The following is a 14,050-nucleotide window of genomic DNA, read 5'->3' on the forward strand; positions in this document are numbered from 1 at the left end:
CGGCATGTCTGTGGCGGGCCACACAATGTGGGTAGTGGCGAGGGTAGGAAGGCTGCGGCGCGATAAAGCGTGCGCGCGGGCGCAAAGGGCGTTAGAAGAGACAGGATTCCAAGGGTATGGCCGGGGCGTCCTCAACGGGGCGATGCCCGTCCCATCCCGTGCCGTGAACGTCGAAGAGCGGAACGATGTCGTACATCCAGGGTGAAACGGGCGATTGGGAAGTCGTGATCGGGCTTGAGGTCCATGCCCAGGTGATTTCGAACGCGAAGCTGTTTTCCGGCTCCGCCACCGAATTCGGGTCCGCGCCGAACAGCCAGGTCAGCTTCGTCGACGCCGCGTTCCCCGGCATGCTGCCCGTCATCAACGAATATGCCGTCGAACAGGCAGTGCGCACCGGTCTGGGCCTGAAGGCCGAGATCAACCTGCACTCGGTCTTCGACCGCAAGAACTACTTCTACGCCGACCTGCCGCAGGGCTATCAGATCAGCCAGTTCCTGCAGCCCATCGTCGGCAAGGGCGAGATCGTGCTCGACCTGCCGGACGGCACCAGCCGCACCGTCGGCGTCACGCGCCTGCATCTGGAACAGGACGCCGGCAAGTCCTTGCACGACCAGCACCCGTCAAAGACCTACATCGACCTGAACCGGTCGGGCGTGGCGCTGATGGAGATCGTGTCGGAACCCGACATGCGCTCCTCGGAGGAGGCGGGCGCCTATGTGCGCAAGCTGCGCTCCATCCTGCGCTATCTCGGCACCTGCGACGGCAACATGGAGGAAGGCTCCATGCGCTGCGACGTCAACGTGTCGGTGCGCAAGCCGGGCGACGCCTTCGGCACCCGCTGCGAGATCAAGAACGTCAACTCGATCCGCTTCGTCATGCAGGCCATCGAGTATGAGGCGCGCCGCCAGATCGAGATCATCGAGGAAGGCGGCAAGATCGACCAGGAGACCCGGCTGTGGGACACGACCAAGTTCGTGACCCGCTCCATGCGGTCGAAGGAAGAGGCGCACGACTACCGCTATTTCCCCGATCCCGATCTGCTGCCGCTCGAACTCGATGCGGCGTGGGTGGAGGACATCAAGAAGACCCTGCCCGAACTGCCTGACGACAAGAAGACCCGCTTCATCGAGGACTACAAGCTGTCGGTCTATGACGCCGGCGTGCTGGTTTCCGAGAAGTCGAAGGCCGATTATTTCGAGGCGGTCGCCAAGGGCCGCGATCCGAAGCTGGCCTCCAACTGGGTCACCGGCGAGCTGTTCGGCTATCTGAACAAGGCCGGCAAGGAGATCGAGGAAAGCCCGGTGTCCGCCGAAAATCTCGGCGGCCTGATCGACCTGATCGCCGACAACACCATTTCCGGCCGCATCGCCAAGGAAGTGTTCGAGACGATGTTCGAAACCGGCGAGAAGGCCGCCGACATCGTCGAGAAGAAGGGGCTGCGCCAGGTCACCGACACCAGCGCCATCGAAGGCTCCATCGATGCCGTGCTGGCCGCCAACCCCGACAAGGTGGCGGAGTTCCGCAGCGGCAAGGACAAGCTGTTCGGCTTTTTCGTCGGTCAGGTGATGAAGGCGACCCAGGGCAAAGCCAACCCGGCCATGGTCAACGAAATCCTGATGAAGAAACTGAAAGGCTAATCTGCCTGTCCCTGTCGGCGGACGGAAATCGCCGTCTTGCACGAAAGAAAGCCTCTCCGTTCGGCGGAGGGGCTTTTTTCTTGGGTGCCACCCGCCGTTACGGTAAAGCCGCAGTTGAATTTTCCCGGTTTCCGCCGTCACAGTGCTTGGAAACGGTGGAGGAACCATGGCGGCGGAGCCGGTGATGGTGGCGCTGGCGGCTGGTGCTGTCGGCGGTCTGCTCGGGGTGTTGCTGGGCCGGTATACCGGTCGCCGGGCGGCGCGCCATCCATCGTCGCCGCACCCCGCCACTCCTGCCGGCGCCCGGCCGGGGCATGGCTTCCACGAGCCGGATGTCGGCGAGCGGCTGGAGATGGCGCTGGAGGCCACCGGGGCCGCGGTCTGGGATGCCGATCTGATGGCCGGCACCTGCTGGTGGTCGGACACCTTTCCGCGCATGCTGGGCTTTCGCACGCGCCCGGCGATGCCGCCCGATTTCTGGGAGCGGCGACTGCATCCGGAAGACCGCGAACGGGTTCTGGCCCACATCGCCTCGCATCTGGCCGGCGAGACCTCGGCCTACGCCTACAGCTACCGCCTGCGGCACGAGGCGGGCGGCTGGGTGTGGATCGCCGCCAAGGGCCGCGCCTTCCGCGACGAGACCGGGCGGGCGGTGCGCTATGCCGGCATCATGACCGACATCACCGAGGCCCGCCGGCAGGAGGAGCGGCTACGCGCCAGCGAGGAACGGCTGCTGAAGATCATGGAGGCGGCCCCCATCGCGGTGAACGTCACCACGCGCGACGGCCGCTGGCTGTTCTGCAATGCCCAGTCCGTGCGGCTGATGGGCCGCGACCGTTCGGAACTGATGCGCACCCCGGTGGCCGATCTCTATGCCGACCCCGCCGACCGCGATGCGCTGATCGCCCGATTCGACCGGGAGGGCGCCTTCCGCAATGCCGAGATCCGGTTCCGCCGGCCGGACGGCAGCGTCGTCTGGGTCCTGTCCTCGTGGAACAGCATCGAACTGGACGGTGAGGCGGCCCTGCTGACCTGGCTCTACGACATCACCGACCGCAAGGCGGCCGAGTCGGCGATGATCCAGGCCAGGGAGGAGGCCGAACAGGCGCTGGCCGACCTGCGGGAGGCCCAGGAGAGCCTGATCCAGGCCGAGACCATGGCCTCGCTCGGCCAGCTGGTGGCGGGGGTGGCGCACGAGATCAACACGCCCATCGGCATCGGCCTGACCGCCGCCAGCCACATCGGCGAGCAGGCGCAGGTCCTGCGCGACCGGTTCACCGGCAATGCGCTGCGCCGGTCGGAATTCCTCGAGTTCCTGGATGGGCTGAGCGAGAGCAGCCGCCTGCTGATGGCCAACATCGACCGCGCCGCGTCGCTGGTGCAGAGCTTCAAGCAGGTGGCGGTCGACCAGTCCTCCGGCGACCGGCGGGTGTTCGAACTGGGCGGCTATATCCAGGAGCTGCTGTTCTCGTTGCGTCCGCGGCTGAAACGCACCAATCTGCGGGTGGCGGTGGAGTGCGACGACGAGCTGACGATGGACAGCTTTCCCGGCGCGCTGGGGCAGGTGCTGACCAATCTGGTCATCAACGCCGTCGTGCATGCCTATGGCGATGGGGATCGGGGTGGGGATCGGGGCATTGATCGGGATGGCGATCGCCTGGCCGGGACGCCGGTCGGCACGATCAGGATCACCGCGCAGGCGGATGGGGGCGAGCGGGTGCGGATCGACTTCATCGACGACGGCGCCGGCATCGCGCCGGAGCATCTGTCGAAGGTCTTCGACCCCTTCTTCACCACCAAGCGCGGGCAGGGCGGATCCGGCCTGGGGCTGCACATCGTCTTCAACACCGTCACCGGCCCGCTGGGCGGCAGCGTGTCCGTCCAGTCCTGGCCGGGGCAGGGGACCCGCTTCACCATCCAGCTGCCCCGCGAAGCCCCGGCGATGCAGCCGGCCGTCGCGGCGGAACCGGCCCTGGGCTGAACCCGTGGCGCAGCCCTGCGGCAGGGCGGCCGATCAGGCCCAGGTCCGGTTAGGCGCAGGTCCGGTTAGGCGACGTGAAGTTCGTGGAGTTGCAGATGCTTGGGCCGCCGGCCGCGGCGCTTCGGTGCCGCGAAGCTGGCGAGCGCGCCGTTCTCGCCGCGCAGCTCAGCGGTCAACTCCTGCACGCAGCGCTGGAGCAGTTCTTTCTCGCGCTGGTCTTCGCGATCGGTGATTTCTAGGCAGCTCAGCTTGATCTCGACGAGGTCGATCAGTGTTTCGGCGCAACGGCGTGACAGGGTCATGGCATCCTCCACGGCGACGGGGTGCGGCGTCACTGACCGGCGGGGCACTGTCGGGATCAGCCCCCACGCGACCGAGTCGTTCTGCACCCGGGCTTTTTATTGCTCATGGTGGCATCATAAGCGCCTTCCGTTAAAAAGTACCTAAAATTTTATACAGATTTGTCCCTTCTCTGCGATTTTCGGGAAAAGCGTTTTTTTGGATTTGTAAGCGTTGACAAGGGTACGGCCGGCCGTTAGAACCGCTCCCACGCCAGCGGTGACCCACGGGAAACCGCACTGGCTGGAGGGGTGGCCGAGTGGCTGAAGGCAACGGTTTGCTAAACCGTCATAGGGTTTAAAGCCCTATCGTGGGTTCGAATCCCATCCCCTCCGCCACCGCGTAATTAAATCAATACCTTAGTCGGTGATTTTCGCGTCCGTCGGGGGCTCAACCACTGGCGAACCGTTGTATCTGTGCCGGTTTTTGTGCCCTCCCTGTTTGGCACGTACCCCAGGTAAATCTCCGTCGTCTTCGCGTTGCTGTGCCCGAGATGCTCGGACAGCGCGCGATGACCGCCTCTACATTCATCCACTCCGGCGGATTGCCCGCATCCCCTGGTTCGACATTCTGCGGAAACGCGACGGCGAACGGATCGCCGTCGGCTTCTGAAGAAAAGAGTGGCGGGCGAGGCGGCCTGAAGCCCATCGCTTACCGCGTCAATCCCCGGCGAGGCGGCGGCGGGCATAGGCAGCGGTCAGGTAACGGCTGACCAGCGCCTCGAATTCGGCCGCTTTCATGCCGCGGATACCCATCGCCTCCAGCACCACGGTCCGCTCTCGACGGTTCACCTTGTTGTAGATGGAAAAGCCGATGCGGTTGGGCAGGGGCGCCTCCTCATGTAGCGCCAGCACCAGCGCCAGCCGTCGCGCTGCCGAAACCTGCATCCCACCCACATCGGTCCAGGCAACGGGCTCCCGCAGCCGTGCCGATATCAGGGCGTCTGGCGTCAAGGTCATCAACGGCGCTTTCGTCTTGTGGCGGACCCAGGCCGCATAGCCCAAAGCCATGCAGATTCCCACACCCGCCACCGCCCCGATGAATGCCTTCGTCCCCTGATCGGTGCCGAGGCCGAGTTCCCGCCCAAAGACGGTGGTGCCGATGGTGAAGGCGGCGAACAGCGCCGCGATGAAGGCCATGGCCCAGATCATCGGCCTGCCGTTCTCATAGAGCACCGTGTGCTCCGCAGGAACGGCGGCGACAGCGGCCTCCAGTTCCTCCCGGTTCAGCCGGTGCGCCTGCCGGGCCTCGTCGAGGTAGGCTGCGGTCAGCGCATGGCAAAGCCCGCTCCAGTCGGTGAACAGCCGGTGTGGAAGGCTGGTGTCCTCCGCCGTCGGCGTGCGGGCGGCACGGGCCAGCAGGCGTTCGTCGAGCTGGACGCCAAGGGTGCTGATCCGCAGGGCGGTCCGCGGATGGCTGTCGGTCGGATGGGGCTGGCACTCGTCCAGATGCGCGGCGGGATTTGGGAGGCCATCTTCGACGCGCCGCAGGATTTCGGCCATCATGTCCGGCCCGGCCGTGTCGGGGGCGGAGAAGGCGTCATTGAGCGTCTCGAAGATGGCCGGCGCCAGTGCCGCGTTGCGAAGCAGCGCAAGGGGAACGCTCTCCGGACCGCTGACCAGGCTGGCCCGGCGGTCGGCCTCCAGCTCGCGCTGCCGCCTGTGCTGGGCGACAGAGAGATCGAAGCTCTCCAGCGTATGGAAGCCGAGATGCAAGGCCGGAGCAAGCATGAAGCCGCCCGTCCCGGTGCGCTCGCCAAGTGCGGTCAGGGTCCGCCACAATCCGGCATGGATCGGAGCGAAGCGGCGGCTGTAGGTGGTATCCCCGCCCGAGAAATGGGCAAGCTCATGGCCGATGACCGCCGCGAGTTCGGTCTCGCCGATCAGCGGCAGGCAGGGGGCCGGCAAGTGGAGGGTGCGGCCCGACAGCACCCGCTCCCCGCCGAGCGGCCGGACCGGTGCCTCGGTGACGAAGAAGCCCTCGGTCAGGCCGATCAGGATGCTGTCCGGCATCAGCGCCTCGTGCCGGGTCGCCAGATCCTCGACGAAACGCCAGAGGCCGGGCGCCTCGTCCCGACTCACCACCAATCCGCGGATGTCGAGCGGCTCCACGGTGTAGAGATCGAAGACGCGGCGCATCGCGATCACCGCCATCACGGCACTGTAGGCGGCGAGCCCCGCGAGCATCACGGCAGCAGCGAAGAGTTTGACGCTGCTGGTCGACAGATGGTCCCAGAACCACAGGCTCGCCGCTTCGAACAGCGACGCCGAGACGCTGGCGATGCTGAGGCCGACGAGCACGGCAGCGAGCGCGAAGGGCAGGCCCCGCCTCAAACGGTCGAAACTGCGGATCAGGGCCTCGCGCGAGCGTCGCGCCCGCAGGGCCGAGACGCGTGCGGCCAGCAAGCCGGACAGCCCGGCAAGGAAAGCCAGCAGGCCGCCGGTCATCGTGCCCCAGCTCAACGGGTAGCGGATCCGCGATACTTCGGCGCCCTCTTCCATTGTGTCGATGGCTCTGCGGACTCCGGCGACGGCCATCGAGACCGGCATGCGGCGGCCGTCCGGGCCGCCCATGGTGACGAAAGCCGATGGAGTCTTCGCTTCCATTTGCTGAAGCTGTGCCAGAACCTGCGGCAATTCCTGTCCGGCCTGGCGGTACTCGTCGAGCGTCGCGGCGGCCCGCTGTTCCTGCCAGATCCCGAGCGCCACGAACGACAGGGGAAGGATCAGCAGCCAGATGACGCGAACGAGCCACAGAGGGAAGCGAATGGCACGCCGGACGGTGCCAGCCATACCGCTGGAAGCAACTGCATCGGCCACGACCGATCTCCCATTTATCTATGTATCGCGTGGGAGGATCGCGTAATGCGCGCAACAGGGCCAGCCGCCCGGAGGGGGTAGCAATTTCACGTCACGCCGGAAAGAACACCGCCTTTCCGGCATGACGACCGGATACCGGACGTTTGAGACGATCAAGGGGGCGGCGCGGTGATCCCACTGCTGCCATCAGATGGCACCGTCTTCGGCCAGTAGATGGCGCTTTTCCTCAAGGGCGTGGATGTCGTCGAGGAGCGATGCCGGAGGCGGGCGACATCCACATGCATGGGCGTGTTCCAGATGCCATTCGACACGCTGCTGTCGTGTCGCCTTCGCTGGCATGGGATGCGCTTCGTGCCAGTTTCTGTTCATGGATGCCCCTATTGACTGCAGAGCAATTATGCCCGCCGATAGGGCCGGCTTCCATTGGCTCCAGGCATGCTGAATATCATGCCGCAGGTCATCTCTGTGCCTGACATGGCGTCGAGAGGCCGGGAGCGACTTCGCCGGCCATCCGGTTCTGAAGGTCGATGGGCAGTCGATCGCCGGCATCTTCCTGCCTTACATCTCCGGGTGGCCAGCCTCGTCCGGCGGTCAACCCTTCAGACAGCTTGCCATGAAGGCTTTCCGATCGTCCCCACTCTTCCCGACCGCGTCGGCGTTGCACTTCTTCATCTTGTCCTGCTGAGCCGTCAGCGGTTTGGCAGGTTCGGCGGCTGCGGCCGGCTTGTTCGAGAGGCAACTGCTCATAAACGTCTTGCGCTCGTCGCCTTTCAGGCTTTTGGCGGTCGCATCGGCATTGCAGGCCTTCATCTTTTCCTGCTGCTTCTCCTGCTGCGGCGTGGCCGCAGTCGACGCACCGGAACCGCCAGCCAGCGTCACGGCCATGGCGGCAGCTGCAATCACGTACCTCAGCATCTCAAGATCCTCCCAGGCACGCCGCCTCGCACGAGGCATGTCGCGACCGGTGGAGGATCGCACGGGCGGAATCGACGGGCCAACGGGTGCATCCGGCCAGTGCAGGTCGGCTGGATGCGCCCGTCGCCCAATTCCCCCTATACCGAATTGCGTGGGCTTCGCCCATGTCTGCCGCGCTCTCTGCGCAGGTGGCCCTGACCGGCGGCGGAGGGCTAAGGCCGGACCGGCGGCGGGGGCCCCCTCCCCGCACTGGAGAGGGCTTCCGCCGCCGGTCCAACCGCCGGTCAGGCGACCCGCTTGTCGCGGAAGGCCTCGATGGTGCGCATCACGCCGCGCAGTTCGGCCAGACCCTTCAGACGCCCGACGAAGGAATAGCCGGGGTTCATCGTCTGGCCGATGTCGTCGCCCAGCAGATGGCCGTGGTCGGGGCGCATCGGGATTTGGGCATCGGCACGGCCGGCCTGCCGGCGGCGGGCCTCCTCGTCGATCATCGCCGCGGCGACGCCGATCAGGTCGGTGTCGCCGCCGAGATGGTCGGCCTCATAGAAGGAACCGTCCGGCTCGTGCGTGGTGTTGCGCAGATGGACGAAGTGGATGCGCGGGGCGAACTCCTTCGCCATCGCCACCAGATCGTTCTTCGGGTTGGAGCCGAAGGACCCCGTGCACAGGGTCAGCCCGCAGGCCTCCTGCGGCACGGCGGCGAACAGCGCCCGCACATCCTCCGCGGTGGACATCACGCGAGGCAGGCCGAAGATGGGGAAGGACGGGTCGTCGGGGTGGATGCACAGCCGCACTCCCTCCTCCTCGGCGACCGGCGTGATCTCGCGCAGGAACTCGATCAGGTTGGCGCGCAGATCCTCGACGCCGATCTCCTGGTACAGTTCCAGCATGCCGCGGAAGCTGTCGCGGTCATAGGCGAAGTCGCGGGCCGGCAGCCAGTCGATCAGGTTGCGCTCCAGCTCCGCCACCTGCTCCACCGACATCGCCTCGAACCGCGCCTTGGCGGCGGCGACATGGGCGGGGTCGTAGCTGGCCTCCGCATTGCGGCGCTTCAGCACGAACAAATCGTAGGCGGCGAAATCGACGCTGTCGTAGCGCAGGGCATAGCCGCCGTTCGGCAGCCGGTGCATCAGGTTGGTCCGGCTCCAATCGGTGATGACCATGAAATTGTAGCAGATCACCGGGATGCCGGCCCGCGCCACATTGCGGATCGACTGCTTGTAATTGTCGATCTTGGTCTGGAAGTCGCCGGTGCGGGTCTTGATCTCCTCGCCGACGCCGATGCTCTCCACCACGTCCCAGGTCAGGCCGGCGGCCTCGATCATGGCGCGGCGCTTCTGGATTTCCTCGGGCGTCCAGACGCTGCCCTGGTTCATGTGATGCAGCGCGGTGACGATGCCGGTGGCACCGGCCTGACGGGCCTTCTCCAGGGTGACGGGATCGTCCGGGCCGAACCAGCGCCAGGTTTCCTGCATGATGATGTCCTTTCGAATAGGGGTACGGTGGGCGGAAGCCGCCCTTCGGTCAGGGGGTCGCGAGGAAGCCGGTCAGCGTTTTGGCGACGCCGACGCGCATCAGGCTGTCGAGATGACGGACGACCGCGGTGCGGAAGGCGTCCTCGGCGACCAGTTCGGGGTCGAAGATGTCCTCCACGGCGAACAGTGCCGCCGCCAGGGCGCCGGCATCCTTGCCATGGGCGCCGGCGATGCCGGTGAGCAGTGTCGCCATCGGATCGGCGACCGCATAGGCGGCACCGGCCTCGTTCTTCTGCGCCAGGAAGCGCATCCAGGCGGCGACGGCCAGCGGGATCACCCTCGGCGCCTTGCCGGCGGCGAACAGCTCGCGTGCCGGTTCCAGCAGGCGCGGCGGCAGCTTCTGCGAGCCGTCGGAGGAGATCTGGAGGGTGCGGTGGCGGATGCCGGGGTTGCGGAAGCGTGCCTCCAGCGCCGCGGTGTAGGCGGGGATGTCGGTGCCCGGAACCGGGGGCAGGGTGGGGATCAGATCCTCCGCCCACAGGCGCCGGACGACGGCCTGCAACTGCGGGTCGGCCATGGCTCCGGCGATGGTCTCGATGCCGGCGATCACCGACAGGTAGGCCAGCAGCGAATGGGCGCCGTTCAGGCAGCGCAGCTTCATCAGCTCGAACGGGTGGACGTCCTCGACCATGATGGCGCCGGCCTTTTCCCAGGCCGGGCGGCCGAGCGGGAAGCGGTCCTCGATCACCCATTGCTTGAAGGGCTCGCTGACCACCGGCCACGCGTCTTGGCAGCCGGTCGCCTCCTCCACCGTGGCGCGGTCGGCGTCCTGGGTGGCGGGGGTGATGCGGTCGACCATGGTGCAGGGGAAGCCGACCTGCCCGGCGATGTAGGCCGCGAGGCCCGGATCGCACAGTTCGGCGTAGCGGACGACGATGCCACGCACCTTGATGCCGTTCTGGGCGAGGTTGTCGCAGACCAGCACGGTGAAGGGCGCCACCCCGCCGGCGCGGCGGCGGCGGATCGCCTCGGCCAGCAGCCCCGGCACGCTGCGCGGCTTGGCGGGGTCGGCAAGGTCGGCGCGGATCAGCGGATGCGCCTCGTCCAGCGCGCCGGTGGCGGCGTCCTGGCAATAGCCCTTCTCGGTCACCGTCAGGGTGACGATGCGGATCTCCGGCTTCGCCATCAGCGCCAGCACGTCATCCAGCTGGTCGGCGGTGGCCATGGCGTCGAGGAAGGAGCCCATGACGCGCAGCCGGTCGCGGTTCTCCTCGCGCACCAGCAGGGTGTAGAGGCAGTCCTGCGGCTTCAGCGCGTCGCGGATCGCCGGCGACAGCGGATCGACGCCGACGATGCCCCAACTCTTGTCGCCGGTCGCCAGAAGATCGTCGGTGTAGGTGGCGAGATGGGCGCGGCAGAAGGCGCCGAGGCCGATATGGACGATGCCCGGCGTGACCGCGGCGCGGTCGTAGGCGGGGCGTTCGACCTCCGGGGCCAGACGGTCGAGGGTGGCGGTGGAAAGGCGGGTTTGTGAAGGACGGGCCGCCAGCAGGGCGGTGTTCGCGTCGGGCATGATGGGCTCCGGGTCGCGGCGGTCGCTGCGGTCTCCCTGTCCGCTGCCGCCCCAGGGGGGCGGCAGTGCGGGTGGGCCGGTGCACCGTCATTCTCTAAAGGTGGTGGTGGTCGATTGGACCTCCGGGGCGGGGCGCCCCGGAGTGTGTGGGCGGAGTGGGCGCGGAGATCAGACCTCGATCCCGGCCGGGGTCATGCCCGACCCGGTCTTCGGCAGGATGAAGTGCATGATCGCCAGACCGACGAGGTAGAGGACCGAGGCGATGCCGAACAGCACCTGATAGTTGCCGCCGGTCGCATCCAGCAGACGGCCGACGCCCATCGAGACGAACATGCCGACGAAGTAGGCGCAGAAGCCGCCGATGCCGACCACCGACCCCACCGCGTTGCGCGGCATGGTGTCGGACACGATGGTGTAGACGTTGGCCGAATAGCCCTGGTGGGCGGAGGCGGCGATGCCGATCAGCAGGACGGCGACCCACATGCTGGACACGGTGGAGGCGAAGAACACCGGCAGGACGCACAGGCCGCAGACCAGGAAGGTCAGCTTGCGGGCCCGCAGGGGCTTCACGCCGCGCTTGATCAGGTGCGAGGAGAACCAGCCGCCGCCGACGCTGCCGAAATCGGCCATGGTGTAGATGATGATCAGCGGCAGCATCGCCCCGAACAGGTTCACGCCATACTGCTTGTTCAGGAAGCCCGGGACCCAGTTCAGGTAGAACCACCATACCGGAGCCGAGAAGCAGGTGCCGACGATGTTCGCCCAGGTGCCGCGGTAGCTCAGCAGCTTGATCCAGGGAATGTTCTCCTGCGGCAGCACCGGGTCGCTGCGGATATAGGCCAGCTCTTCGGCCGTCAGCTTCGGATGGTCTTCCGGCTTGCGGTAGATCAGCAGCCAGGCGATGACCCAGAAGAAGCCGATGCCGCCGGTGACCAGGAAGGCGGCCTGCCAGCCATAGGCGACCAGCAGGATCGGCACCAGGATCGGGGCGACGACGGCGCCGACGTTCGATCCGGCGTTGAAGATGCCGGTGGCGAGTGCCCGTTCCTTGGCCGGGAACCACTCCGACACCGCCTTGATCGAGGCCGGGAAGTTGCCGCCCTCGGTCAGGCCGAGGCCGGCGCGGGCCATCTTGAAGCCGAAGACGCTGCCCATGAAGGCATGGACGCAGGCGAAGAAGCTCCAGCCGGCGACCGCCGCCGGCAGGCCGATGCGGATGCCGATCTTGTCCATCAGCCGGCCGCAGCCGATGTAGCCGAAGGCGTAGGCCAGCGAGAAGGCGGCGACGATGTCGCCGAAGTCGGACTCGGTCCAGCCCATGTCGCCCATCAGCGTGGACTTCAACAGGCCCAGGACCTGACGGTCCATGTAGTTGATGGTGGTCGAGAAGAAGAGCAGGCCGCAGATGGTCCAGCGGTAGCGGCCGATGGCCTTGCTCACCGTGACCGCCGCTTTGCCTGCCGCTTGGCCGATGCCGCCGGCCCGGTGGGCCGGTTCCGCCGACTGGCCGGGTCCGGCGTCGGCAATGATCTGTTCGCTCATGATAGGCGTCTCCAGCCAGGACGCACGCCGCCGCCCGGTGTTCGCACACCGGTTCCCACCAGGCACCGAGCCTTCATTGGGCGCACCGATGGCTTCGCGCGGGAGCCGTCCTTCGGCAGTCCCACAGCGTCGCCCGGCGGCGGTCGCACGTTTCAGAACTGTTTCCTGGATCAGTCAGGCCATCGTCGGGAGCGGTGCCGCTTGGGAACCGTTCATGGCGTCGCATACTACCATTCCAGTTGCTGGTATGGTAGTTGCGCCGGCCCTCGTTGGTCAACCGCACCATCTGCGGCATATCGTCAGGCGAGGACCGCCCGAATCCAGGCCTACCTTGGTATGTTCGATTGGACTGGACGGCATTTGGGACAAACCCCAATGTACTGTCTCAGGAGCTTCGTAAGAGGATGATCGGCGGAATTTCAATGGCTGCATAGATCACAACCGCAGACTACAGGGAAGGGCCGCAGGTGGAGGAACCCAGCGCCACGGGAACGATTGTAACCGCACTTGCCGGTGGCGTCGGGCTGCTGGCGCTGATGACGCTGCTCTACGGAACAATCCTGTATCGCCTGGGGGATCGGCCTTGGCTGCGCCAGCTTTGCCTGGGCTTGATGTTCGGAGCCGGCGGCGTGGCCGCCATGCTGCAAGCGGTCCCGATCCTTCCGGGTGTTTATCTGGATGTGAAGACGGTGCCGGTGGCGCTGGCCGCCCCCTTCGGTGGGCCCTTGGCCGCCCTCCTGGCCGCCGGACTGGTGTCGGCCGGCCGAGTGGCGGTCGGCGGCGCCGGCATGATGCCGGGTGTGATCGGGATTCTCGTGGCCGGAGCCGCTGGGCTGCTGGTGCGGCGGCTGGTTCCCGTGCCGGGCTGGCGGACCGCAAGGCTGCTGTTCGTGCTGGCTCCGGTCGCGGCCCTCCACCCGCTCAGCATCTTCGTGCTGCCCTGGGAGGTGGCGCTGCCGACCTTCGTCACTGGCGGGCTTCCCATCGCGCTGTTCACGATGGGCGGCATCCTGATGCTGGGCACGATGCTGGGACGCGAACGACGCCGCGTCGAAACCGAAAAAATGCTGCGGGACGCGGCCTTGAGCGACCCGCTGACCGGTCTGGCGAACCGCCGGGCCTTTTTCGCCGCCATCGACCGCATCGTGGCCGGCGCGCTGCGCCACGAGACGCCGGTGTCGCTGCTGATGCTGGACATCGACCATTTCAAGGCGGTGAACGACACACGCGGACACGACGCCGGCGACGCGGTGCTGGTGGCGCTCAGCCGACTTCTCCAGCGCAGCGTGCGGCAGAGCGACCTCGTCGCGCGCTTCGGCGGCGAGGAATTCGCCATCCTGCTGCCCAACGCGCCGATCGATGGGGCTTCCCTGCTTGCCGAACGCCTGCGCTGCGCCGTCCGCGATCTCGCCATTGCGCAGGACGGCGCGGTCCTGCATGTGACGGCCAGCATCGGCGTGTCGACCCTCGCCGCCGGCACCGACCGCGCCGACGCCATGATCAAGGCGGCCGACATGGCGCTCTATCGGGCCAAGCAGGGCGGCCGGGACCGGGTCTGCCGCCATCAAGAGGCCATCGTCAAGGAACCGGTGCCGGCTGCGGAGTGAGGCAGTTGCGCGTTCGCTCGGATAGTTCGGGGATGTTCCGGACCGGACCGGGGTAGCGACACGGCGCGATGGATCACTGGCTGCCTGCACGTGCCGGGAAACACACCAGCGATAAGGTAGAATTATCTCTCCCTGCCGATGCCGGGCGCGTCGGCTCCCAAG

General features: G+C 66.8%; 9 protein-coding genes and 1 tRNA gene. 4 read left to right on the plus strand and 6 right to left on the minus strand.

The genetic code is table 11. The features are described 5' to 3' along the window. Nucleotides 1-185 precede the first annotated feature (185 nt). Both gatB and TSH64_RS19915 read left to right on the plus strand, forming a co-directional pair. Complete coding sequence (gatB, locus tag TSH64_RS19910; protein WP_109447583.1) at nt 186-1,637, plus strand: Asp-tRNA(Asn)/Glu-tRNA(Gln) amidotransferase subunit GatB; 1,452 nt, start codon at nt 186-188, stop codon at nt 1,635-1,637. Between the two features lie 166 nt (nt 1,638-1,803). Continuing rightward, nucleotides 1,804-3,618, plus strand: coding sequence for a PAS domain-containing sensor histidine kinase (locus TSH64_RS19915; protein ID WP_109447585.1), 1,815 nt, complete (start codon nt 1,804-1,806; stop codon nt 3,616-3,618). Between the two features lie 65 nt (nt 3,619-3,683). Here the strand turns inward: TSH64_RS19915 and TSH64_RS19920 are convergent, their stop codons facing one another. After that, nucleotides 3,684-3,920 carry a hypothetical protein gene (locus tag TSH64_RS19920; RefSeq protein WP_109447587.1) on the minus strand — a complete coding sequence of 79 codons (237 nt, stop codon included), beginning with the start codon at nt 3,918-3,920 and terminating at the stop codon, nt 3,684-3,686. A 282-nt stretch (nt 3,921-4,202) separates the two neighbouring features. Between TSH64_RS19920 and TSH64_RS19925 the strand changes: the two genes are divergently transcribed. Continuing rightward, nucleotides 4,203-4,295, plus strand: a tRNA-Ser gene (locus tag TSH64_RS19925). A gap of 321 nt (nt 4,296-4,616) precedes the next feature. On the opposite strand, the gene TSH64_RS19935 is transcribed toward TSH64_RS19925, so the two are convergent. The 5 genes from TSH64_RS19935 to TSH64_RS19955 form a co-directional block, all read right to left on the minus strand. Beyond that, entirely contained in the window at nt 4,617-6,776 is a 2,160-nt protein-coding gene (locus TSH64_RS19935) for a M48 family metallopeptidase (protein ID WP_146208051.1), read from the minus strand. A gap of 591 nt (nt 6,777-7,367) precedes the next feature. Beyond that, nucleotides 7,368-7,691: a PsiF family protein gene (locus TSH64_RS19940; protein ID WP_348770327.1), complete on the minus strand. Its 324-nt coding sequence runs from the start codon at nt 7,689-7,691 to the stop codon at nt 7,368-7,370. Between the two features lie 284 nt (nt 7,692-7,975). Then, a complete protein-coding gene (uxuA, locus tag TSH64_RS19945) occupies nt 7,976-9,166 on the minus strand; it encodes a mannonate dehydratase (RefSeq protein WP_109447593.1) in 1,191 nt (396 codons plus the stop codon). A gap of 49 nt (nt 9,167-9,215) precedes the next feature. Then, nucleotides 9,216-10,739, minus strand: a complete 1,524-nt coding sequence (locus TSH64_RS19950) for a mannitol dehydrogenase family protein (RefSeq protein ID WP_109447595.1) — start codon at nt 10,737-10,739, stop codon at nt 9,216-9,218. A 168-nt stretch (nt 10,740-10,907) separates the two neighbouring features. Continuing rightward, on the minus strand, nt 10,908-12,281 hold the full coding sequence (locus TSH64_RS19955; RefSeq protein ID WP_109447597.1) for an MFS transporter: 1,374 nt from the start codon (nt 12,279-12,281) through the stop codon (nt 10,908-10,910). Between the two features lie 467 nt (nt 12,282-12,748). Here TSH64_RS19955 and TSH64_RS19960 point away from each other — a divergent pair, with 467 nt between their 5' ends. Beyond that, entirely contained in the window at nt 12,749-13,888 is a 1,140-nt protein-coding gene (locus TSH64_RS19960; protein WP_109447598.1) for a diguanylate cyclase, read from the plus strand. Nucleotides 13,889-14,050 lie beyond the last annotated feature (162 nt).

Source organism: Azospirillum sp. TSH64, from assembly GCF_003116035.1.
Lineage (GTDB): Bacteria > Pseudomonadota > Alphaproteobacteria > Azospirillales > Azospirillaceae > Azospirillum.

Excerpts from the sequence above, each read along its gene's own strand:
- TSH64_RS19940 (WP_348770327.1), bottom strand. The coding sequence starts at position 7,691 with ATGCTGAGGTACGTGATTGCAGCTGCCGCCATGGCCGTGACGCTGGCT.
- TSH64_RS19955 (WP_109447597.1), bottom strand. The coding sequence starts at position 12,281 with ATGAGCGAACAGATCATTGCCGACGCCGGACCCGGCCAGTCGGCGGAA.
- TSH64_RS19950 (WP_109447595.1), bottom strand. The coding sequence starts at position 10,739 with ATGCCCGACGCGAACACCGCCCTGCTGGCGGCCCGTCCTTCACAAACC.
- TSH64_RS19915 (WP_109447585.1), top strand. The coding sequence starts at position 1,804 with ATGGCGGCGGAGCCGGTGATGGTGGCGCTGGCGGCTGGTGCTGTCGGC.
- uxuA (WP_109447593.1), bottom strand. The coding sequence starts at position 9,166 with ATGCAGGAAACCTGGCGCTGGTTCGGCCCGGACGATCCCGTCACCCTG.
- gatB (WP_109447583.1), top strand. The coding sequence starts at position 186 with ATGTCGTACATCCAGGGTGAAACGGGCGATTGGGAAGTCGTGATCGGG.
- TSH64_RS19920 (WP_109447587.1), bottom strand. The coding sequence starts at position 3,920 with ATGACCCTGTCACGCCGTTGCGCCGAAACACTGATCGACCTCGTCGAG.